This window comes from Fodinibius salicampi, from assembly GCF_039545095.1.
Lineage (GTDB): Bacteria > Bacteroidota > Rhodothermia > Balneolales > Balneolaceae > Fodinibius > Fodinibius salicampi.
Map to the genome: position 1 here is coordinate 321,733 of NZ_BAABRS010000004.1, position 21,767 is coordinate 343,499.

The following is a 21,767-nucleotide window of genomic DNA, read 5'->3' on the forward strand; positions in this document are numbered from 1 at the left end:
GTTGAAGCTCTTTCCATAACCTGTATAGACAACTATACAAAAAATAAAGGGATAGAAAATGCCGGAAAAATATATTTTAGCACTGGATCAGGGAACGACAAGCTCAAGGGCTATTGTATTTGATAAACAGGGGAGGATTAAATCGTCAGCACAAAAAGAGTTCAAACAAATATACCCCAACGCGGGTTGGGTTGAACATGATGGGTCGAAGATATGGTCAAGCCAATCCAGTGTGGCTACAGAAGCAATATCTGAAATTGGTCTGAATTGGAGCAATATTGAAGCAATCGGTATCACCAATCAGCGGGAGACGACACTCGTTTGGGATCGCAAAACGGGAAAACCCGTATATAATGCTATTGTGTGGCAAGATCGCCGAACTTCTGAATACTGCGACAGGCTGAAAGAACGGAAAGGACTCATCCAGAAAATCCGTGAAAAGACCGGATTGATAATTGACGCCTATTTTTCTGCTACTAAAATAAAATGGATCCTCGATAATGTAGAGGGAGCACGCAAAAGAGCAGAGAATGGAGAATTGGCTTTTGGTACGGTTGATAGCTGGCTTATTTGGAATTTCACGCAGGGGAAAACCCATGTTACGGATGTTACGAATGCCTCCCGGACTATGTTGTACAATATCAAGACGGGAGAGTGGGATGAGGAGATTCTTGATTTGTTCGATATCCCCCAAAGCCTGCTGCCGGAAGTGAAATCTTCAAGCGAGGTGTATGCCGAGACAAGTAATGTTGCTTCGGGAATTCCCATAGCAGGAATAGCTGGTGACCAGCAAGCCGCACTGTTTGGCCAGCGCTGTATTAAACCCGGGATGGTAAAAAATACCTATGGGACGGGTTGTTTTATGGTGATGAATACCGGAGAGGAACCCATCATCTCTGAAAATAATTTATTAACAACTATCGCTTGGGAGATTGATGGGAAGGTCGAATACGCTCTGGAAGGAAGTATTTTTATAGCTGGTGCCGTGGTACAGTGGCTTAGGGATGAATTGGGAATTATAGAAAACTCAGCAGAAGTTGAGAAGCTGGCGGCCTCGGTAGAAGATAATAATGGAGTATACCTGGTACCGGCTTTTGCCGGCTTGGGAGCCCCCCATTGGAACCAACATGCCCGTGGCACTATTGTTGGGCTCACACGCGGTGCAAGTGCCGGGCACATAGCCCGGGCTGCATTGGAAGGTATAGCCTACCAAACGATGGATGTTATAGAGGCGATGGAAGCTGATTCAGGAATAGAAATTAAAGAATTACGAGTGGATGGGGGAGCTACAGCTAATAATCTTCTTATGCAGTTTCAATCGGATATGCTTGAAGCTCCTGTAGTTCGCCCCCAGGTTTTGGAAACTACCGCTTTAGGAGCGGCCTATTTGGCGGGGTTAGCTGTTGGATACTGGGAAGATCAGGAAGAAATTAGTAAACAATGGAATATCGATAAGACCTTTAGTCCCCAAATGGAAAAGAACCAGATAGAGGAATTAAGGTCTGGCTGGGATCGAGCTTTAAAAGCAACTATAAGCTGGTCTGAAGAATAGATTTAACGCTTTAAGGAAAGCTATTTGATGAAACGAACAGAAATGGTACAGGCGGTCAAAGCGACCGATAGATGGGATATGATTATTATTGGGGGTGGGGCCACAGGCTTGGGAGTGGCCGTAGATGCTGCATCCCGTGGATATAAAACATTACTTCTGGAGAAAGATGATTTTGCCAAAGGTACATCCAGTCGGTCTACTAAATTGGTCCATGGTGGAGTTCGTTACCTGGAACAAGGAAATATTTCACTTGTCTTTGAAGCACTTAAAGAACGAGGATTATTAAAGAAGAATGCCCCCCATCTTGTCCACGATCAGTCTTTCTTGGTACCCTTTTATAGCAGGTGGAGAGGATCTTATTATTGGCTTGGATTGAAAATTTACGATTTGATGGCTGGAAATCTTGGATTGGGTTCGTCTAAATATCTTACCCTGGAAAAAACACTGGATAGAGTTCCCACCTTAAAAAAGGAAAAACTACGGGGTGGTATATTATACTTTGACGGACAGTTTGATGATTCACGGCTTGCAATAAATCTTGCCCAAACCAGTGCAGAGCAGGGAGGAACTCTCATCAACTATATGAAAGTCACCGGATTAATGAAGTCTGGAGGGAAAGTCTATGGTGTTCAGGTACAGGATATGTTGAACGGTGATGAATATGAAATCGAGGGAGAAACTGTTGTTAATGCGACCGGAGTGTTTACGGATAGTATCCGAAAGATGGACAATCCTGAGGCAAGCCCTATCATTACTCCCAGTCAGGGTATACATATTGTGATTGATAAGCATTTTCTACCCGGAGATACTGCTATAATGATTCCAAAAACCAGTGACGGACGGATTCTCTTTGCTCTTCCCTGGTATGATAAGGTGATGGTGGGAACAACCGATACTCCTGTCGAGGAGATTAAATCTGAACCGGAGGCTTTAGAGAATGAAATCGATTTTATATTAGAACATACTGCAAAATATTTAACAGATGCTCCGACAAAATCAGATATAAAAAGTATCTTTGCCGGATTGCGTCCCCTGGTAACCGATCCGGATGCAGAAGATACGGCGGAAGTATCACGGGACCATTCTCTGTTAATTAGTAAATCCGGACTAATGACGATTGCGGGTGGGAAGTGGACAACCTATCGAGAAATGGCAGAAGATGTCGTTGATAAAGCAATAGAGAAAGGCGGGCTGAGTGAGCAGGAATGTATCACAGAGAATCTTAAAATCCACGGATGGAAACAGGGGGATAATCCGGACAGCCCACTCAGTTATTATGGCAGTGATAAGGAAAATGTAGAACAGCTTGTAGCAGAAGACCCGGAATTAGGAGAACGGCTGCATAGCCAAATGCCTTATATAAAAGCGGAGGTTGTTTGGGCTACGCGAAACGAGATGGCCATGACGGTCGAGGATTTTAATGCCCGTCGGACTCGTGCTCTGCTTTTGGATGCAGAAGCTAGTCTGGAGATGGCTCCGGAAGTCGCTCGCCTGATGGCACGTGAAGCAGGATATGATGACCAATGGATTGAAAAGCAGCTTGAAGATTACAAAAAACTTGTAGAAATATATCAACCAAAATAATTAACAAAGCTAAAAAAGTATGTCACCAATTATAGCTGAAATTGTTGGTACGGCTATCCTCATTTTATTAGGGAATGGAGTAGTAGCCAATGTGTTATTAAAAGAAACGAAAGGAAATAATGGGGGATGGATTGTCATCACCTGGGGATGGGGGATCGCTGTTTTTGTTGCCGTATATACAATGGGGCAATTCAGCGGTGCCCACATAAATCCGGCGGTAACGGTTGGGCTTGCCAGTGCGGGCCTGTTCGAGTGGGGGCTGGTTATACCGTATATTATCGCGCAGATTATTGGGGGCGCCTTGGGAGCGTTACTTGTCTGGCTTGCTTATAAAGACCATTTCAAAGCATCGGAGAACGAAGAGCTAATTTTGGCCTGCCACAGTACGATTCCGAATATCAGGAATTATCCTTCTAATTTTATGACTGAGACAATTGGGACATTGATGCTGGTTTTGGGAGTATTATACTTGGTTTCTCCAGGTTTTGTAGGAGCAGAGGGAGAGCTGTTGGAAACGATAACTATTGAGGGAAAAGAAGTAGGGTTCGGTTTGGGAGCCCTTTCTGCATTGCCGGTGGGGCTGCTTGTTTTGGGGATAGGGTTATCACTTGGCGGACCAACGGGCTATGCAATTAACCCGGCGCGGGATTTAGGTCCTCGAATAATGCATGCACTTTTGCCAATTTCTAATAAAGGAGGCAGCGATTGGGCCTATTCATGGGTACCCATTGCGGCCCCTCTCTTTGGTGGCGTATTGGCCGCGGGACTCTATCTCTTGTTGGGTAGTTAACTTTCCGAGTGTACGTAGCGAAAGATTGTTAGTTTCTTTGAAGGAGTAGTTGGTCGGGATTATTTTGCACAGACAGATATAAATCCCAGAAGCCGTCCCTATTAAAATCTGCTACTTCAATGTCATTTACCTGTGGGAAATAATCTTCTTCAATCCAATTTGATGTTTGATTGTTAAAGTTTCCATTGCCATTGTTGATTAGAATCCAAAGACCACCATTGGGATTGCCAAGAACTACATCGAAATCTCTATTGTTATTATTCCCATCATTGTCTAAATCTACAAATGCCGCATCAGAAGTATTGGTCGTTATTTGAGGAAGTCGGTTTCCGGTCTCGTCGCTAAAAAATCCCTCCCCATCGTTTATAAGCAGCCGATCTTGTACATAAGGACTGTTTTCAAGGGTAGAGTTTCCAATATACAGGTCCAGGTCACCATCACCATCGATATCTACAAGGCTAATATGGCTGCTTTCCTCAGCGGTTTGGATAAAAGGAATACGGAATTGTGTTTGGTCTGTAAAAAAACCACTGCCAGAATTTAGATAAAGTCGATTATTATCCCGATTGGCCGTTACGATATCCCACCATTGGTTGCCGGTTACATCCCCAAAAGTGAAATCTTCGGTGTCAGTAAACCGAATAGGTATCCGTTGATCCGTCTGATTGGTAAAAAAGGCGTTGCCATTATTTATGAGGATGGTATTTTGACCAATATTCCCTATAAAGATATCCACCGCTCCATCATTGTCGATGTCCCATGTTTCAACAGAAGTTGAATTATTGGAGACGGGTATTCGATTGCTTATATCGGAAAAAGACCCTCCGCCAATATTAATATAGAGCTCGTTAGGATTACCTTGCCCGGATACAAATATAATATCAGGATTTCCGTTGTTATTGAAGTCAGCTATCGAGAGATCCTGGGTAGTATATCCCTGTGAAGAAAGCTGGACCGGCGATATGTGGGAAAAATCTCCGGAGCCGTCATTGAGTAATATTTTATTTGGCTGGCCATTGATTGCCAATACGATATCGGGAAATCCATCTCCATTGATATCAGCAGCCTTAGCCTTTTGCGTTGAGCCGGAAAGCCCCGACGGCAAGTAATCCGCACTTACATTTCGGTAATAAACTTCTGTATCGGGATCATCGTCATCGTCTCCATCGACTGCTTCAATGTTACAAGCCGTTAGCGCTAAAGCCAGTATAAAAAGGGAAAAGTTTTTGAAAGTACGCATGCTCATTTATCTCTGATTGGCTCTTATGGGATTGATAGTTAAGAAATCCCTGCTTTAAAGACAAAACATAAATAAGTCTAAACGGGCTGCGATCAGGAAGTTTGACCTTTAGAGAAGTAGAAGATCTATAATGACAAAGGCCCAAACAGCAGGAAGATATCCGAAAGAAGCAAACATTAGTTTTTTTGCTGAAGGCTTGTCCCGATCCCGGGTAAAAATGATTCCATAGTATAAGAATACCAGACTGCTGAGCAGCGAACCGGCAAGGTAGAGCCAACTGTTCATGTCAACCCAATAGAGTCCATAGCAGACCGGTAGAAGTAGGAAGAGACAGGGTAGAATAAGGGCAACTGCTTTATATCCTTTGGGGTCGTCTTTGGGCAACATTTTAAATCCCGCAGTAGAATAGTCGTCTTTGCATACCCATGCGATGGCCATTACGTGAGGTACCTGCCACAGGAAAACAATAGCAAATAAAACCCACATTGCTGTACTGCCCAAATGGCCTGTTGCTGCTGCCCATCCACCAACCGGCGGCAATGCACCAGGTATTGCGCCGATAAAAACATTTGCTACCGAGATACGCTTCATCGGGGTATATATTCCCAGATAAATAAGGGTGGTAAGGAGAGAAACAAGTCCGGCTACATAATTTACGACGAGAATAAGATAAATAAGTCCGCCTATAATTAATCCCAAAGAAAAGAAAACGCTTTGGCGGGGACTTATTTTACTTGCGGGGACGGGGCGCTTTTGAGTACGCTTCATTTTTCCATCGTATCGCCACTCCATAAATTGGTTATGGGCAGCGGTGCCCGAGGCGATAAGCCAGGTTCCCAGGGCGGCATGAAGCATAAGCATATAATCAATTCCGTTCCCTGAACCCAGTATAAAACCGATAAGCATGCTGGCTAATACGGTCAGGGTTATACCAGGCTTGGTAAGCTCATAGTATGCCGCAAGGGTTTCCGTATTAAGAAACTTTGAAAGAGTTAGATCTGTGCTTAACTTCATGCCGAACTTAAATTTTTCAGTACGCTTAAGATACTAAAAAATATTAAAAATCAGTACCCCAATATCAGGTATAAAATAGGAGGATAAAAAGAGCATGAAGTTAAATACCTATCAGAAAGTAGCTCTGACAACCGTAGGGGCTGTTATTTTTCTTATTTTTATCGGAGGATTGGTGCGGGCATCGGGCGCAGGGCTTGGGTGTCCCGACTGGCCTAAGTGTTTCGGGATGTGGATACCGCCAACCACTGCTTCCGACTTACCCAGTCAATTTGATCAGTCGCAGTTTAATGTAATTAAAACCTGGACAGAGTATATAAACCGCCTGATTGGAGTTGTTATTGGTTTGCTCATCACTGCTACTTTTATTTTGTCTTTTCGGTACCGGAAACAGAATAATGCTGTTTTTCACAGTTCAGGAGCTGCTTTTGTTCTGGTAATTATACAGGGTTGGCTTGGAGGAAGGGTTGTTGCCACAGGACTTGATGAATGGCTGATTACACTCCATATGATCTTAGCAATGTTTATCATGATGACACTTATATTTGCCGTTTTCAAGGCTTCTGAAAATCAGTTTGTTATTACCCTGTCATCAACTAAACGTCGCTGGTTTCTATTTACAAGTGTGGTATTGCTGGCCATTACCTTTTTACAGCTCGGATTTGGTACCCAAGTTCGTGAAGCTATTGATGTGTTCAAGAATATGGATACATCTCCACCGCGGGAAAATTGGATATCACAAATTGGATTCATTGATAATCTTCACCGCTCTTTTTCATGGGTGGTTTTATTGGCCGGAGGAGTGCTCTTCTATCTTACACGATGGCATTCCCAAAGTGCGCTGATAATTAAACTAGGGAGTTGGATATTCGGACTCATATTATTGCAGATAGCTACAGGTATAGGGTTGTATTACCTCGGAATACCACCTTTGTATCAGGTTGTACATTTGGTCGGAGTGGCACTGTTAATTGCCCTGGAATTTGTATTGGTGTTGATGTTAGTAAAGGCTGGCGTAAATTCAACAGCTACCTAGGAAGTATGATATTTTAACAGTTGTTCCAGGCTTATTTTATTCTCGTAGTAAGCTCGTCCCACTACAACGCCGTAGAGCTGCTGATCTTTGAGCGTTTTTAAATCGTTACTGTCAGATACTCCTCCGGAAGCGATGAAGCTTATTTCTGAAAATTGAGCACTGAGCTTTTTGTACAACTCTACATTGGGGCCTTCCAGCGTGCCATCCTTTGATATATCCGTACAGAGAACGGTTGAAAGCCCGCGATCTATCATTGGCTTTAAAAATTCCTCAAGTGATTGATCCAGTGTCTCTAACCAGCCGCTATAAGCCACTTTCCCATTTTTCAGGTCCATACCTAAAATGGCTTTATCTCCATAGGTATCCAAAACTTTTAGCCATTCATCACTGTTTTTAACGGCCATCGAGCTACAAATAACATTTGAGATACCGTGTTCAATTAGCATCTCGGCATCTTCAAAGCTACGGATACCCCCACCGGTCTGTACCGATATATCGAGTTTATCAATAATAGTCTGTATATGGTCTAAATTGACAAACTTTCCCTCCTTTGCACCATTCAGATCTACAATATGGATATGATCAAATCCTGCTTCTTTAAATTTTATGGCTTCATCAAAGGGATGTTCATTATAGATGGTGGCCTCATCATAATCACCTTTATGAAGACGAACTACTTTTCCATTTAATAAATCAATAGCTGGAATTACACGCATATTCTTAAAATAATTTCTAGAATTTAGGATATCAGTTGGTAAATGATTTACAACCTATACATGATTTAACCTGAAGTTATGTTTATCATTTGTTAATCTCCATTTTAAACAGCATTCCTTCACATTTGTTACATTATGTTTTTCAATTAAACTAAAACTCTGAGCTGATTATGAAAAAGATACTTCTCCCGATCATTATTTCATTGCTAATGAGTTCTCCCGCTATCCTGAATGCGCAGAAAACCGCCGAAGGGACGGTTTATGTGGATAATAATAATAACGGTGAGTTGGATGGAAATGAAGAAAGATTATTCGGAGTGGCTGTCTCGAACGGGAGTGATGTGGTTAAGACGAATGAAGATGGGGAATATTCTATCCAGATCAATGAAGATGATGCCACTATTTTTGTGATTAAACCCGCAGGATATAGATTGCCCGTGAATGAGCTCAATCAGCCGCAGTTTTACTATATCCATACGCCAGATGGTTCTCCGGAATTGGAATTTGATGGAGTAGAGCCGACGGGTCCGCTTCCGGAAGCGATTAACTTTCCGCTTCTGGAGGATGTGCAGAAAAATGAGTTCAGCGTTTTGCTATTTGGAGATCCACAGCCCTATACTGAGCGGGAAGTAGAATATTTTGATAAGGATATTGTCTCCGAGCTGGAAGGAACAGAGGAATACGAGTTTGGAATTACGCTGGGTGATATCGTGGGAGATGATTTGGATCTGTTTCAGCCTTACATTGAATCAGTATCTAAAATCGGACTCCCCTGGTTTCATGTATATGGCAATCACGATATGAATTTTGATGCTAATAGTGATTCTCTGGCTGACGAAACGTTTGAGGCTACTTTTGGTCCCCCGACCTATTCATTTAATCATGGCAATGCCCATTTTATTGTACTGGATGATGTAGTTTACCCGCGCGAAGATGGTGAATCAGGTTATATCGGAGGTTTTACGGATAAACAGTTCGAATTTATCAAAAATGATTTGGAGTATGTTTCTGAAGACCAGCTAGTGGTAATTGCGTTTCATATTCCGATTTTTATGCCGGATGGGTGGGGACGTACGTTCCGCATTGAAAATCGTGATCGATTATTTGATTTACTAAAGAAGTATCCAAATACCTTGACGCTTTCAGCTCATACTCATATTCAAAAATTCCACTTTTTTGATGATAAAGATGAATGGAAACGGTTGGAACCCCATATTCACTACAACGTGGGGACAACTAACGGTGACTGGTGGTCCGGGCAGGTGGATGAGCGTGGAATTCCCCCCACGTTGATGCGTGACGGAACCCCCAATGGCTATGCGATGCTCAATATAGAGGGAAATGAATATACTATCGATTATAAGGTTGCAGATAAGCCAGAAGATTATCGATTAAGTAAGTGGGGGCCTGAGATCGTTCCACAAGATTCCTGGCATGGAGCCGAACTCTATGTTAACTATTTCTTGGGTAATGAATATACGGAAGTGGAATTTCGTGTTCAGAATGAATGGGAGAGCTGGCGACCAATGAACAAGGTAGAAGAACAGGATCCTCATGTCACAAAGTTGCGCCAAAAGTGGGATACAGCTGATGAGCTGCCCGAAGAGGGGCGAAGGCCGTCTAACCCGATTCAATCATCTCACTTGTGGAAAGCCGGCGTACCGAATAATTTACCACTTGGAGAGCATACGATTGAAATACGGGTAACCGATATGTTTGGGCGTACATTTACCGATGAATTTAAATACGAGATTGTAGAACCCAATCAGTGATCAAAAGGAATGGCCTACATTTATTCGCAGAGCATAAGGTCCGTCAAAGTCCGGGGCCATTAAGATAAGTTCTACTGGACCGATAATTGTTTTTGTCCCCCCGGAGATACCAAAACCCGATTTAAAATTTGAAGGTTGAATCTTCCACTTGGATTGATCGGAAAAGCTGGCGGCATTCCATTTAAATTGCAGAAATGTATTTTTGACTCTTAGCTGAGCGCCCAGTTCCAATGATTGTATATGTTGTCCTGACAGTTCCTGAACCTCATATCCCAATAAAGGAAATTGTCTCTCTTGATAAATGGATATGGGAACAGCTCCTCCACCAAAATAGCGATAATGCAATGGAAGTGTTGACGAATAAGAAATAGTACGTCCCGCTGTAAGTCTTGAGAGAAATGAAAACCGGTCTGAAACAGGGAGTCTGGTTTCCCAATCTGCTGTCAATTGGAAAAAAGACCGACTGCTTCCCCATCGACGGTCTGAAAGATCAGATTTAATAAATAACTTTTGCCCTTTTGAAGGGAAATAAGCATGATCAAAAGAATCGCCGTAAACCAACATCTGGGCTGTAATTAATCCATCTATATTACTAAGAAAGAGGGTTTCTCCAATTGCTTCATTCAAATTGAAGACCTCGAAGTGCGGACCAATACCAAAAAACAGTTCTGGCATAATCTCTACACGCAAGTGGTGGGAAAAGGAAAGCTGTTCCACATCTATTTTAGAGATACGCTGATTATTGTTGAATATATCAATGGGGAGCCGCGTGATACTACCCATCAGGGCTAAATCCGTTTTGGGATAAAACGAAAGGGGCAAAAAATAGTTGCTCTGCAATTGTATCTGTTCACCGAGTCGCAAGTCTGCTAATAGTACATCACCAGGCGTAAAAATCTTATTGAAAGTTCCGCTAAATAACAGGGAGGCTTTATAGTGGCTGTCGTAGCGTGCGCCAAGACCAACCGTCTGTTGATTTTGGGTGGAGATATCAAGGTTTAATAAATATCCGTCTTGATCAGGCAGCTGCTGCAGGCGGTAACTGATTAGGTCGGTGAAAGAACCGGAATTATAGATCCGGGTTAATTTATATTCCAGCTCTGAGAGCGATTGCCGGGTAGGCGGTTCAAGATGGAGTGAGTTTTTTAGTCGATCCCGGATATAAGAATTTGAGCCATTTATTTGAAGTTCTTTGATTAATAATGTATCCGATTGCTGGGGAACGGGGGGAAGCTTATTTTTTGGTTTATCGAGAGAGTCTGCCAGCGCTTTTAGCTGGGGAAGCATTTTGCGGGCTGCCTGCTCACCTTTTTGGATCAACTGGGCAGCCTGTTCGAAATCGAAGGCCGAATAACTCCCTATGGCTGGCTGGATATGTATATCAGTTAGGGCCAACTGTTGTTTATTAGAGGCCTGCATAGTAAAGCCTACGGCTTGCGACAGAATATTTACAAATGATTTAAGGCTATCCACCGGTGCAAGAGAGGAACTCACATCTGAAGAAATCACGATATCAGCGCCAAGTTCACGAGCATCTGAAGCAGGGATATTACGGACAACACCGCCATCAATATAGCTAACGGAATCGATCTCTACAGGCTCAAAGATACTTGGGATCGCTATGCTAGCTCGAATAGCATCCGGAAGGTAGCCGCGGTCCATCCTTACTGCTTCTCCGGTAGCAAGGTCGGTAGCAATAGCAGCAAAAGGTATAGGCAAATTTCTAAAATTAGTAACTCCGTGATAGGGTTCGGTGAGCCGGTAAAGCATCATCGCAATTTTCTGGCCTTTTATAAGTCCACGCGGTAACCTGACCGAGCCGTCTTTGAAAGGAAAGGTGAGCAGGTTTTGAGAGTGATTTGTTTTCTGATAAATAGATTGGTATTGACGGGGAGCCCGGTTGCTAAAGAACTCTTCCCAATTGTTTGAAAGGGCAATTTCTTCAAGCATGGCAGGGGTATAGCCTATCGCGTAAAGTCCGCCTACAACGCTGCCCATGCTGGTGCCTGTGACAATATCGGGCTGAATTCCGGCTTCCTCTAATACCTTTAACACGCCAATATGCGCAAAACCTTTGGCCCCACCGCCACTTAAGGCCAGACCAATTTTAGGAGAATGTTTATCTGGGTTATTGGTATCTTGTCCCTGAACGGGAGATACAACTCCAGGCCACAAGCAACTTACTAAAATAAGAAAAGCAAGTATTATGAAACGATAATGTGTCATAGAATGATCAAAAAGAAAAAAGTTCGGAAATAAAGAATTTTTTATTTAGAACTTTATGGTAGTTTAATAAGACCATTTGAGTCTAAAATAAAGCAAGTTCGGTGTTTCTGTGAAGTCCTCCAAAACTGATCCTTTAAGTACTTGTGCAAGGACCATAAAATCCAGGTTATTGCTGAGTGAATGAGTTAGCCTGGGGATAAAGATTGCCAGGGGGCGTGAAAAACTACCCATGATTCCACCACTTATATTGGTTAACGGGGTGAGTGGATAGGATGCATCTACAAAGTATCCTGTTTTAGCCATAAAAAGGTCATCAGCGGTAGGAGGTTGCATAAGTTCTGCAACAGGATTGGCCGCGCTATCCCATCCGCTGTTGTAGAGTAGTTCTCCGTTAAGGTACACCGAATTCGAAAACATGTAGTCACCGCCTATTGTTGCTGTGATATGTCCTGTTTCATCCCAAAATGATTGGCGCGGATGGAAATAAGAAAATTCGCCCTTGAAACCTGCTGACTTAACATAACCTGTCCATCCGGCCCCGAGTGTTAGGTGCTCGTAATAGCTGCCACCAACAAGCTGTATGTCATAATTTTTGAGGCTCCCTCTGAACATCATGGCGATTACCGATTCGTCGATGGAGGCACCAATACGGTATCCAAGATCTACGCTGGAAGCGTAACTCCAGTTATATTGCAGAGAAATTGCATCGGTGCCGGGCCGTTCTTCGTAATCAAAATCGAGGTAAGCATAGGCATTAAACAGATCATTGGGATTCCAAACCATGGTCTTGCCCCAATTAATGCGCTGGCGTCCGGCGTGTACTTCCCACGGACCAGTGATATAGGAGAGGTGGAGCCGGTCTATGGTCGAATGAAGAATGGTTTGGTCGGTATTGATCCAAGTAAGACTCAGGTCAAAATAACCGGGATCTTCATCCAGGAAGTCGGTGTAATTTGGAGAATTTCGTACCGTCCAGCCGTTGAGTAGTCGGGTACGCATATCAGCCCGGACTTCGAATCCTTTGCCAAAGTCGAACTCGCTTTCGATACGGTGGTGTAAGACATTATCGTAACGGAGGGTTCCGAGATCATTACTAACGCTTATTTGTCCAAGTTCTTTGAGGTATCCCCCAAAATCAGTGTCGATTCCATCTTGAGCCAGGACAGGGGATGATATAATGGATAACAGAAGGGTGGATATAAATATTGAAAACCAGATAAGGGATATAAAAAAGTGGATTACATTCGTAATTCTATATTCTGTGTTCGTAAGCAGCTTCATAATCATTGGCAATTCCAATTATTGTATTCAGCGTTTTTCATCCTTATCCACTTTTCCGTCTACCAGGGTAACCACCCGGCGCGCCCGATCAACCACCCGCTGGTCGTGGGTGGAAAAGATGAAAGTGATATTTTCTTCCTCGTTCAGATGTAGCATCATATCTAATAAGTTACCGCTGGAGACCGAATCAAGATTGGCGGTCGGTTCATCGGCCAGTACAAAATCCGGCTTGGAGGCCAGGGCCCGGGCAACGGCTACCCGCTGCTGCTGTCCGCCCGAAAGCTCTGAGGGACGTTTATCCACTTTGTCTTCAAGTCCCACTGCTTTGAGCAAATCCATGCTGCGTGTTTCGTACTCAGCGGCTTTTTTGCCTTGCATCTGCAGGATGAAAGAAACATTCTCTTTAGCGGTAAGTACCGGAATAAGGTTGTAGGCCTGGAATACAAAGCCAATATGTTGCAGCCGAAAGTTGATCAGATCGTTTTCCTTCATGGCAAAGAGGTCAATTCCATTGACTACCACTTTGCCGGAAGTCGGTTTATCAAGGCCGCCAATCATATTGAGCAGCGTGGTTTTTCCGGAGCCAGAGGGACCTACAATTGAGGTGAACTCACCCTCTTCGATATTCAGGGTAACACCGTTAAGGGCGTGCACTGGCACCTGTTCCTGGTTATAAATTTTTGTTACGTCATGTGTTTCAATAATAGCCATAGCGTTAATCTTAAATTTTTCGAATTGCCTGCACGGGATTGAGCTGCAGTGCTTTCCAGGCGGGATAAAGCGAAGATATTAGGGTAGCTCCAACCATTAACAGTGCGATATTCAGATAGTAAAAGGCTTCCAGTTCGGGATATATAACGGAGCTCAGGCCATATTCCGAGAGTCCCTCGGCAAACATGCCCAGGTTAATGCCGGTATTGCTGAAGATAGCTATAGACAGGCGGCTCAGACCCATGCCAAGCGGTACACCGATCATAGTTAAAAAGAGGGTTTCCCAAAAAATCATGGCAAAGGTGCGTCTTTTGTTGATACCGATTGCCATTAGCATGCCGATTTCCTGGGTGCGCTCCATGACGGCCATTAGCATGGTATTAATAATACCGAACATGAGTGCAATAATGATGATGGTCATGATGATATAAAGAGTAAAATCCATGTTGGTATCCATATATCGCAGGGTGGGAGCGACGTCTCCCCAGCTTTGAATAGCGAGTCCTTCACTTTGAAGAGTATCTTCCAGTTGGGAGGTGTATAAACCGGCTTGTTTGAAGTCATCTACCATTAATACTATTTCATGGATGACATTTTCTCGTCCCAGGATGTTGTTAAGGTCCTCAGCCAGGACAAAAACGTTTGACTCATCAAAACCGGAGTTGGCAGACTTAAAGATACCCGAAACGCGAAATGCCCCCGCCGTGATGTTGCCATCCACATCCTGGAAATTAAGGACCATACGCGATCCTGTTTCTATGGAAAGCCGCCGGGCCAGCGGAGCCCCTATTACCACGGGATTGCGAATAGAAGGATCAAGATACTCCCCCTCCTGCATATATTCATGAAGACCAGAGACTCGTTTTTCCTGTTCCGGCCAAACACCCTGAATGGTTACGCCGAAGTTATTGGTAGCACTAGAGGCCAGCCCGTTCACCACGCTGCGTGGGGTAACTTCTTCCACAAAAGGCTGTTGCTGGAGCTGATTGACCAGGGCGTCTGCCTCCTGAATATAAAATTCCGGCAAGTTGTCTTCGACGTAGCGGGCATTGTGAACCTGTATATGTCCGGTGTAGTTTTGCAGGTGATCACGGATATACTGCTGACTCATCCCACTCATGAAGGCTGACATAAAAATACCGGCCCATGTTCCCAGTACCACCGCAGTAATGACTACCCCGCTGCGCATGGGATTTCTCCAGATGTTTTTCCAGCTTAATTTAATAATTGACCACATGAAGGGATTGTTAGTTTGTCATCTTTTATTTTTATCCACTCCGTCCCTAAAGCTTTAGGAAGGGATGGGGTTGGCTCATTAATTTTTAATTCCAAATTCTTAATTTCTACTGTCTCATTGCACTTACAGGTTGAAGTTTGAAGGCATACCACAGGGGATATATGCAGATTAGCAGCGTAATGCTCAGTACAATAGCTCCTTGAGTCAAAAAGATAGACGGATCTGTTGAAAACTGGACAAACGGCTCCATACCCCATTCTTTGATAGCGGCAGCAGCATCACCGCTGAAGTAGATTGGATTCCGGTTGAAATAATACATGAAAGGAACGCTGGCAATCATTCCAACGAGGGTGCCCATAAAAGTAATAAAGATCATCTCAAGCAGCAGAATAGTTGCTACACTTATTCGGGAGGTACCGGTGGCAATCATAACACCCAGCTCGAATTTACGTTCGGCAGTCATCATCAATACTGTTCCAAATATTCCGAAACCAACCACCATATAGAGAATAAGCTGGATGATGAAGTTACTTCCCGAATCGGCCTGGATGGCCTGTACCAGCTCAGGCATAAGGGTTTGCCAGTCGAGGACTGCATATTGTTCCGGCAGCTGAGAGCGGAGCGAGCGGGTGATTGCTTGTACATCTTCAGGACGTTCGGCCAGGAGGACTAAGGCGGTTAGCCGATCGTAGGTGCCGTAAAACCGGGAGGCGGTTTGCAGTGGAAGATACACCAATGAGTTATTCATATCGGGGATACCGAACTCAATGATTCCTCCAATAGGATAGGCCCCGCTAGCATTGGTACCCCGGAAACCTTGTCCCAGTAGTATGAGCGTATCACCTATTGTCACATCAAGGTAGTCCGCTAGTCCCGCTGCTACCAGTGCTGATTGCTGATTATTGTTCTCAAGATAGGTACCCTCAACGATCTTCTCATGAGGTTCGCTGAGCGATTTTTCTGCTTCGATATCAATGCCGATTACCATTGCAGCGCGGGAACGTTCCTCTCCGGCAGATAGTGCATAAGAATCAATACGTGGAATTACGGAGGCGACGCCCAGCTGTTCAGCTACTTCTTCCAACAGAGTAGAGTCAATCTCAAAACTGTTGTCAAGAGTTGGCTCATCGTGATATCCCTGTGCCTGTATCTGGATATGTCCGGTAGATGAGCCGACCGTGTTGTCAATCATCTGGTCGTAGGACCCCTCCTGCATGGAGCTCATCACGGAGGCTAACAGCACTGCCATCACCACCGATGCCATCGTAATGAGTGTGCGGCGCTTATTCCGCCAGATATTTCGCCATGCGAGTTTGAGAAAAAGCATTTTTCAGTGATCAGTTAACAGTGTTCAGTGTGTCAGCGTATAGTGTGCCAATAGCCACAATAAATTTTTTGTAAGGAAGACGGTCCAAATAGATCTTACTATTAAAATCGTTAACTACATATATTATGAGAGACATATGGACAATAATTTGTATAAAAAAGCGTACGCATTTGCTATTCGCATTACCAAAGCATATCAATATTTAAGTCTGGAGAAGCGAGAATTTATTCTTTCCAAGCAGTTGCTTAAAAGCGGTACCAGTATTGGGGCCAATATAGCCGAAGCCAATGGTGCTATATCCACAGCTGATTTTTCATCCAAGCTCTCGATTTCATACAAAGAATGCCTGGAAACCAAATATTGGTTGTCATTGTTAAAAGACACGGAATTTATTGATGAAGCAATATATACAAGCATGCATGCTGACGCCGATGAGCTTGCCAGAATTTTGTTTACTATACTTAAGAAAACCCGCATAAATTAATAAGTTTATTATACTGTTAACTGTTTACTGATACACTGTTTACTGGTTTCAATCTACTCTTCGCATATTCTGGACCGTAAAAAAGCTCTCAGAGATCTCTTCGTTAAAGTTCATAGACTGGTATTCCATTATTGTTTTGTGTCCCTCTTTATCTGCCGGAATCATCTCCATACGGGAGGGTAATCTCCTTCCATCGAACTCCGTTATCTCGGAAGCAATCATCGTGTTGACCAGCTCATTGCGCTCGTCATAGAACTCAATGCGCAGCTGCAGGAATTCCTCTTTGGATATCCAAATGAGCACCCGCTCCCAGACGACCGGCGCATCAGGGGTGGGTTCCATCTCAATTTTATACGTCTCGTAATCCCGGATGGTTTCCTCACCCAGCAGCTCATGCTCATAATCAGTGACGATAGAAGATTCGCGCACGAGGTCATTATTGGTAAAGTCCGATCCCATCCAGGACTGCATCATCATGGAGGGAGGCAGCTTGATGGTACGTCCGACATTAGGCACCCAGTTCCAGATCTCGTTTCCGCGTTTCAGGTAGGCTGTGCCTTCGTCGCGAGCCGGTGCAGTAATAAGAATCAGCGCGTAGTCAGTGCCCCGGCTCCATGTTTTCATGGAGATGGCCCGCTCCCAGTCTGGACGCACAATGGTCATCGTGGCCTCAGTCTTCGAGGACTCCCCGCGCATCTTTTGGTCGGCTTTACGTACAATCTCCGTGGCCTCCTGCGCATAAACCGGCAAGGCAACCATGCCCGAAATGACAATAGATATCAATATTGATTTAAGAGGGTACATAGTCATCCATAATTTTGGTTTTCATTTCTTTTAGTGGATAATCATCGCCCTGAGAAGCATAACCAAGTAAAACACCATCCAGTATAGCTCCAAGTTCATAAGCTTCAAGCTTAGGATTTTCATACCCCAGGTCTTCCAGTATTTGTGCGTGTTGTACCATTTGAGCTTCTTGGACTTCATCAATCTTGGGTTTCAATGTACTCATAGTATCCGGCTGGAGAGCTAAGCGAATCATTAACCGCCCTAAACCGGGTTGAGTTTCAATGAACTCAAATGTTTGGTTCAATACCTGTTTTATTTTGTCAGTGGAAGTAAAATGGTCGGGGAAATCCAGCATCTCTTCGCCTATTTGCACCATCTGATCAAAGATTGCAACTAAAATAGACTCTTTACTGTCGAAATAGTGATAGATCAGTCCCTTGGAAACGCTGGCTTTCCTGGCTATTGCTAAAATACTGGTGTGGGAATATCCTTCGTTGGCAAATAGTTCAAAGGCGGCGTCAATAATCTGTTTCCGGCTTTGCTGGCGAATCTCTTCGTTCTGTTGTGGTGTTCTGGGAGACATAATTTATATTGACTAAACGTTCAGTCAAAATTATAGCAACTTTTTCACTGATGTACAAGCAGAGAATATTACAGCACAGGGGAGGCATGTAGCCGAAGCCCAGAAGAGGAATATTATAAGAAAGTTGCTTCGATAAATAGCTCTGCGCACTTCCTTGCTGGATAACCACTACCTTTTCTCAAGAACATCCGCAGGAGTAGGGAAAACAACATGTGTTATTTCTACATATGAGATATGCTAAATAATAAATAACATATGTTAAATGACCGAAAGAAGGTTACTTCTCCTTGAACTCTACTGTACTGAGCATCTGTTTAAAGCGTTGATGAGGTTGAAAGCGCAGTTTTGCTTTGCGGATATTGTCCGGGCTAATCGTTTCCTTGGATTCCGAGGCTGAGGCTTCAAATGTAATGCGAAAGCTGCCCAGCCGACCAAAACGCACGATTTTCCCGTTGGAGAGTTCCCGGGCGGCCAGATCAGTAAGTCCGTATAGCACCGCTTCAATATCGGCGCCGCTCAGGGTGCTCATTTGTTCCAGTTTGTAGATGATCTCTTCTAATTCAACCACTCCGTTGGATGCGGCGCGGGGATAATATAGGGTCTGATTGGTATTCCGGGGATTCTTTTGCTTGACGATAGTGTAGGGTATAGCCATAATACTGGATAATCTGGTTACGGTTTTCTCTCTTGCCTGTTCCTGCGATTAGGGAGGGAAGGCAGTCATCAACAGACTGCTTATTTTTTAGATTCCAGTCAAGGAATATTTTTCGAAAAATTTCCTAACGGTCTCCATGCACAGGCTGTGCAGTAAACCTGTTAACATACCCGTTACGGTGTTTCCACTATATTCTGTTAACTCAGAACAGTTTTACTCGCTGGAAACGATCTGTATGAAATTCTGGAGCAGCAATGATCCTTCTTTTCCGGATTTCTCAGGGTGGAACTGTACCCCCATATAGTTATCTCTGCAAACAACCGAAGAAAATTCGTTGATATAGTGACAGCTTGCAGTCGTAAATTCATTTTCAGGAGCATAATAACTATGTACATAATAGAAATACTCTTCGGTACCGAATCCTTTGACCAAAGGGTGGGCGTTAACATCCGAGAAGGTATTCCATCCCATATGCGGGACCTTGTGTTGGGAAGAATCAAACTTTTTTAGCCGTCCGGGAATAACTCCGAGTCCTTCCGAGTCTCCCTCTTCCGAGGATTCATAAAACAGCTGCATACCCAGGCAGATGCCTAGTACTGGCTTTGTAGTCTGCTTAAGCCAGCTATCAAGTCCATTTTCACGCAAGGAAGCCATTGCCGGGGTAGCATGACCTACTCCCGGAAAAATAATACCATCGGCTTTATCCAGTTCAGATTCCTTATTTGTAATCGTGTGTGGAATCGTTAAACGTTGCAGCGCATTGGATACTGAGGCAAGGTTTCCGGCTTCGTAATTAATGATTGCAATCATGAATATGTATTAAAGTAAGTCTTTAGTACTGGGAAGAATATTTGCGTTTCGTTCACTTCGGCTGACAGAGGCTCTCAGACAGCGGGCAAAACCCTTAAAGCAACCTTCAATTTTATGGTGAGCATTATCCCCCACAACGGAAATATGGAGGGTAGCCTGTAGATTCATGGCCAGGGAGTAAAAGAAGTGCTCCACCATTTCGGTGGGGAAGTCTCCTACTTTTTCCCGGTCAAAAGAGCCTTCAAACTTTAAATAGGGGCGGCCCGACAGGTCCAGGGCTATAGTTGCCTGGGATTCGTCCATCGGGAGTACAAAGCTATATCTGCTAATGCCCACTTTGTTACCCAGGGCTTTAGTGACGGTTTCTCCAAGAGCAATAGCTACATCCTCAATGGTATGGTGTTCATCTACTTCAAGGTCGCCATTACAACTAAGCTCCAGGTCGATAAGTCCGTGTTTTGCAATTTGTTCCAGCATATGGTCGAAGAAAGGAAGTCCCGTGTCAATGGCACTTTTACCGGTGCCATCAAGGTTCAGCTTAATATGGATGTCCGTTTCAGCGGTCTGCCGAGACAGCGTGGCCTTCCGAGTGGGGAAGCATATCCGATTACTGATGGTGATCCAGTCAGAGGCTTCTTCAATCGTTTTCCCCTCTCTGGTAATAACTTCTAGCTTTCCGTTGTCGGCAATGACCTGTAAATCTGTTTCCTCCGGGATGGATGCTGTGGCCTTTATTTTTTCGTTCTCCAGCAGATCCTTTTGTTTGTTAGACAGATCATCGATGAGAAAAAAGAGCCTGTGACCTAATTCCTGTAGCCTTTTAAGACCGTATAGAGCCCCGCTCCAAAGTAAAGTTTCATTCTTTCCGGATAATGCCTCTAACGATATTCTAATATTCATGGCGTTAGTTGTTTTAGTGCTGAAATTAAGCGCTTATTTTCATCCGGCGTACCAACGGTGATACGCAGGCAGCTGTCGCAGTGTGGTTCATTTCCCCGGTAACGAACAATCACATTTTGCTGTGTCAGCTTGTTATATATGGTCAGAGCATCATCAATTTTCACAAGCAGGAAATTAGCTTCACTCGGATAAATTTTTCGGATAGTTGGTACCCTTTCTAACTCTCCGCGGAGGCGGCTCCGTTCCTTTTTTATTGCATCAATATTAAATCGAACGGTATTAAGATTTTCAAAAGCCTGTACCGCATAGTTCGAGGTCAATTGATTGATATTATAGGGAGCCTTAACCTTCATCATGTAATTGATAATATCTTCGGAAGCATAGGAGATCCCCAGGCGGATGCCAGCCAGTCCGAAGGACTTTGACAGGGTTTGCAGGACCACCAGGTTGGGATAATTAACGACCTCTGAAGCCCAGCTTGGCTCTTCACTGAAATCGATATAGGCCTCGTCAATGACGACAATACCTGGAAAGGCTTTAATCAGTTGTTCTATTGATGATCTTTTAAAAGTGTTGCCCGTGGGATTGTTGGGAGAACAAAGAAAAAGCAGTTTGGTTTCGTCACGGATGGTATTGAGAATCTCATCCACATTAAGCTGGAATGTTTCTGCCGTTAACAGTACTGAATCCACAGCAATATTATGGATGTCAGCCGAAACCGTATACATTCCGTAGGTGGGAGGGGTAGTAAGAACGCGGTCTTGTCCCGGCCTGCAAAATATTCGGTACAATAGATCGATCCCTTCGTCACTCCCCACACCGGTAAACACATTTTCCTTTCTTACTCCGCGCCAATCAGCAATGAAATCGCGCAATCTGGATTGAGAAGGATCAGGGTAACGGTGTAGTCCTTCTGCCTCCTGGTAGGGAGCTCCGAGGCTGTTTTCATTGGCATCCAATAACAGGCCATCGCTAAAATCCTGCCGGGCGCTGTGGTAGGGTTTTAGATGCTTGATATTGGGTCGTACAATTTTTTCGAGATCAAATGGATTAGACATAACGAGCT

20 protein-coding genes are annotated in these 21,767 nt (G+C 44.0%); 6 read left to right on the forward strand and 14 right to left on the reverse strand.

Annotated features, from left to right (window positions below):
• The first annotated feature begins 58 nt into the window (after positions 1-58).
• From glpK to ABEB05_RS14965, 3 genes are read left to right on the forward strand one after another with little or no spacing between them, the layout of a single operon-like run.
• Complete coding sequence (gene glpK / locus ABEB05_RS14955) at positions 59-1,552, forward strand: glycerol kinase GlpK (protein WP_265791052.1); 1,494 nt, start codon at positions 59-61, stop codon at positions 1,550-1,552.
• Between the two features lie 27 nt (positions 1,553-1,579).
• Complete coding sequence (locus tag ABEB05_RS14960; protein WP_265791051.1) at positions 1,580-3,136, forward strand: glycerol-3-phosphate dehydrogenase/oxidase; 1,557 nt, start codon at positions 1,580-1,582, stop codon at positions 3,134-3,136.
• Between the two features lie 19 nt (positions 3,137-3,155).
• On the forward strand, positions 3,156-3,926 hold the full coding sequence (locus tag ABEB05_RS14965) for an MIP/aquaporin family protein (RefSeq protein ID WP_265791050.1): 771 nt from the start codon (positions 3,156-3,158) through the stop codon (positions 3,924-3,926).
• Between the two features lie 28 nt (positions 3,927-3,954).
• On the opposite strand, the gene ABEB05_RS14970 is transcribed toward ABEB05_RS14965, so the two are convergent.
• Together ABEB05_RS14970 and cyoE are read right to left on the reverse strand one after the other, a co-directional pair.
• Positions 3,955-5,166: an FG-GAP repeat domain-containing protein gene (locus ABEB05_RS14970; protein WP_265791049.1), complete on the reverse strand. Its 1,212-nt coding sequence runs from the start codon at positions 5,164-5,166 to the stop codon at positions 3,955-3,957.
• Between the two features lie 108 nt (positions 5,167-5,274).
• A complete protein-coding gene (gene cyoE, locus ABEB05_RS14975) occupies positions 5,275-6,180 on the reverse strand; it encodes a heme o synthase (RefSeq protein ID WP_265791048.1) in 906 nt (301 codons plus the stop codon).
• A 94-nt stretch (positions 6,181-6,274) separates the two neighbouring features.
• Here cyoE and ABEB05_RS14980 point away from each other — a divergent pair, with 94 nt between their 5' ends.
• Positions 6,275-7,213: a COX15/CtaA family protein gene (locus tag ABEB05_RS14980; RefSeq protein ID WP_265791047.1), complete on the forward strand. Its 939-nt coding sequence runs from the start codon at positions 6,275-6,277 to the stop codon at positions 7,211-7,213.
• Here the strand turns inward: ABEB05_RS14980 and hisA are convergent.
• A complete protein-coding gene (gene hisA / locus ABEB05_RS14985) occupies positions 7,210-7,929 on the reverse strand; it encodes a 1-(5-phosphoribosyl)-5-[(5-phosphoribosylamino)methylideneamino]imidazole-4-carboxamide isomerase (protein WP_265791046.1) in 720 nt (239 codons plus the stop codon). The genes ABEB05_RS14980 and hisA overlap by 4 nt on opposite strands.
• Positions 7,930-8,099: 170 nt before the next feature.
• On the opposite strand from hisA, the gene ABEB05_RS14990 reads away from it, so the two are divergent.
• Complete coding sequence (locus ABEB05_RS14990; RefSeq protein ID WP_265791045.1) at positions 8,100-9,701, forward strand: calcineurin-like phosphoesterase family protein; 1,602 nt, start codon at positions 8,100-8,102, stop codon at positions 9,699-9,701.
• Here the strand turns inward: ABEB05_RS14990 and ABEB05_RS14995 are convergent, their stop codons facing one another.
• The 5 genes from ABEB05_RS14995 to ABEB05_RS15015 all read right to left on the reverse strand — a co-directional run bounded on the left by ABEB05_RS14995 (position 9,702) and on the right by ABEB05_RS15015 (position 16,483).
• Positions 9,702-11,876, reverse strand: coding sequence for a patatin-like phospholipase family protein (locus ABEB05_RS14995; protein WP_265791044.1), 2,175 nt, complete (start codon positions 11,874-11,876; stop codon positions 9,702-9,704). It abuts the gene before it with no gap.
• A 114-nt stretch (positions 11,877-11,990) separates the two neighbouring features.
• Positions 11,991-13,208, reverse strand: a complete 1,218-nt coding sequence (locus tag ABEB05_RS15000) for a hypothetical protein (protein ID WP_265791043.1) — start codon at positions 13,206-13,208, stop codon at positions 11,991-11,993.
• 27 nt (positions 13,209-13,235) lie between these two features.
• Positions 13,236-13,919 (reverse strand): ABC transporter ATP-binding protein, encoded by a 684-nt coding sequence (locus ABEB05_RS15005; RefSeq protein ID WP_265791042.1) that lies wholly within the window; start codon positions 13,917-13,919, stop codon positions 13,236-13,238.
• Positions 13,920-13,929: 10 nt separating this feature from the next.
• Entirely contained in the window at positions 13,930-15,156 is a 1,227-nt protein-coding gene (locus ABEB05_RS15010; protein ID WP_265791041.1) for an ABC transporter permease, read from the reverse strand.
• A 106-nt stretch (positions 15,157-15,262) separates the two neighbouring features.
• Complete coding sequence (locus ABEB05_RS15015; RefSeq protein ID WP_265791040.1) at positions 15,263-16,483, reverse strand: ABC transporter permease; 1,221 nt, start codon at positions 16,481-16,483, stop codon at positions 15,263-15,265.
• 136 nt (positions 16,484-16,619) lie between these two features.
• Here ABEB05_RS15015 and ABEB05_RS15020 point away from each other — a divergent pair, with 136 nt between their 5' ends.
• A complete protein-coding gene (locus tag ABEB05_RS15020) occupies positions 16,620-16,967 on the forward strand; it encodes a four helix bundle protein (protein ID WP_265791039.1) in 348 nt (115 codons plus the stop codon).
• 48 nt (positions 16,968-17,015) lie between these two features.
• Here the strand turns inward: ABEB05_RS15020 and ABEB05_RS15025 are convergent, their stop codons facing one another.
• From ABEB05_RS15025 to hisC, 6 genes are all read right to left on the reverse strand, one after another.
• Positions 17,016-17,777 (reverse strand): outer membrane lipoprotein-sorting protein, encoded by a 762-nt coding sequence (locus tag ABEB05_RS15025; RefSeq protein ID WP_265791038.1) that lies wholly within the window; start codon positions 17,775-17,777, stop codon positions 17,016-17,018.
• Positions 17,758-18,336 carry a TetR/AcrR family transcriptional regulator gene (locus ABEB05_RS15030; protein WP_265791037.1) on the reverse strand — a complete coding sequence of 193 codons (579 nt, stop codon included), beginning with the start codon at positions 18,334-18,336 and terminating at the stop codon, positions 17,758-17,760. Before ABEB05_RS15030 ends, ABEB05_RS15025 begins: the two co-directional genes overlap by 20 nt.
• 277 nt (positions 18,337-18,613) lie before the next feature.
• Positions 18,614-18,991 (reverse strand): HU family DNA-binding protein, encoded by a 378-nt coding sequence (locus ABEB05_RS15035; protein WP_265791036.1) that lies wholly within the window; start codon positions 18,989-18,991, stop codon positions 18,614-18,616.
• A 213-nt stretch (positions 18,992-19,204) separates the two neighbouring features.
• Entirely contained in the window at positions 19,205-19,801 is a 597-nt protein-coding gene (gene hisH, locus ABEB05_RS15040; protein ID WP_265791035.1) for an imidazole glycerol phosphate synthase subunit HisH, read from the reverse strand.
• A gap of 9 nt (positions 19,802-19,810) precedes the next feature.
• Positions 19,811-20,701: an imidazoleglycerol-phosphate dehydratase HisB gene (hisB, locus tag ABEB05_RS15045; RefSeq protein WP_265791034.1), complete on the reverse strand. Its 891-nt coding sequence runs from the start codon at positions 20,699-20,701 to the stop codon at positions 19,811-19,813.
• Complete coding sequence (gene hisC / locus ABEB05_RS15050) at positions 20,698-21,759, reverse strand: histidinol-phosphate transaminase (protein ID WP_265791033.1); 1,062 nt, start codon at positions 21,757-21,759, stop codon at positions 20,698-20,700. The genes hisB and hisC overlap by 4 nt, the downstream gene beginning before the upstream one ends.
• Positions 21,760-21,767: the final 8 nt, after the last annotated feature.

What these genes read in the sequence shown, in the direction of transcription:
- ABEB05_RS14965 (WP_265791050.1), top strand. Translation starts at nt 3,156, where the DNA reads ATGTCACCAATTATAGCTGAAATTGTTGGTACGGCTATCCTCATTTTA.
- ABEB05_RS15030 (WP_265791037.1), bottom strand. Translation starts at nt 18,336, where the DNA reads ATGTCTCCCAGAACACCACAACAGAACGAAGAGATTCGCCAGCAAAGC.
- hisA (WP_265791046.1), bottom strand. Translation starts at nt 7,929, where the DNA reads ATGCGTGTAATTCCAGCTATTGATTTATTAAATGGAAAAGTAGTTCGT.
- hisB (WP_265791034.1), bottom strand. Translation starts at nt 20,701, where the DNA reads ATGAATATTAGAATATCGTTAGAGGCATTATCCGGAAAGAATGAAACT.
- ABEB05_RS15000 (WP_265791043.1), bottom strand. Translation starts at nt 13,208, where the DNA reads ATGAAGCTGCTTACGAACACAGAATATAGAATTACGAATGTAATCCAC.
- hisH (WP_265791035.1), bottom strand. Translation starts at nt 19,801, where the DNA reads ATGATTGCAATCATTAATTACGAAGCCGGAAACCTTGCCTCAGTATCC.
- cyoE (WP_265791048.1), bottom strand. Translation starts at nt 6,180, where the DNA reads ATGAAGTTAAGCACAGATCTAACTCTTTCAAAGTTTCTTAATACGGAA.
- glpK (WP_265791052.1), top strand. Translation starts at nt 59, where the DNA reads ATGCCGGAAAAATATATTTTAGCACTGGATCAGGGAACGACAAGCTCA.
- ABEB05_RS14970 (WP_265791049.1), bottom strand. Translation starts at nt 5,166, where the DNA reads ATGCGTACTTTCAAAAACTTTTCCCTTTTTATACTGGCTTTAGCGCTA.
- ABEB05_RS15005 (WP_265791042.1), bottom strand. Translation starts at nt 13,919, where the DNA reads ATGGCTATTATTGAAACACATGACGTAACAAAAATTTATAACCAGGAA.
- ABEB05_RS14990 (WP_265791045.1), top strand. Translation starts at nt 8,100, where the DNA reads ATGAAAAAGATACTTCTCCCGATCATTATTTCATTGCTAATGAGTTCT.
- ABEB05_RS15010 (WP_265791041.1), bottom strand. Translation starts at nt 15,156, where the DNA reads ATGTGGTCAATTATTAAATTAAGCTGGAAAAACATCTGGAGAAATCCC.
- ABEB05_RS14960 (WP_265791051.1), top strand. Translation starts at nt 1,580, where the DNA reads ATGAAACGAACAGAAATGGTACAGGCGGTCAAAGCGACCGATAGATGG.
- ABEB05_RS15025 (WP_265791038.1), bottom strand. Translation starts at nt 17,777, where the DNA reads ATGACTATGTACCCTCTTAAATCAATATTGATATCTATTGTCATTTCG.
- ABEB05_RS15015 (WP_265791040.1), bottom strand. Translation starts at nt 16,483, where the DNA reads ATGCTTTTTCTCAAACTCGCATGGCGAAATATCTGGCGGAATAAGCGC.
- ABEB05_RS14980 (WP_265791047.1), top strand. Translation starts at nt 6,275, where the DNA reads ATGAAGTTAAATACCTATCAGAAAGTAGCTCTGACAACCGTAGGGGCT.
- ABEB05_RS15020 (WP_265791039.1), top strand. Translation starts at nt 16,620, where the DNA reads ATGGACAATAATTTGTATAAAAAAGCGTACGCATTTGCTATTCGCATT.
- hisC (WP_265791033.1), bottom strand. Translation starts at nt 21,759, where the DNA reads ATGTCTAATCCATTTGATCTCGAAAAAATTGTACGACCCAATATCAAG.
- ABEB05_RS15035 (WP_265791036.1), bottom strand. Translation starts at nt 18,991, where the DNA reads ATGGCTATACCCTACACTATCGTCAAGCAAAAGAATCCCCGGAATACC.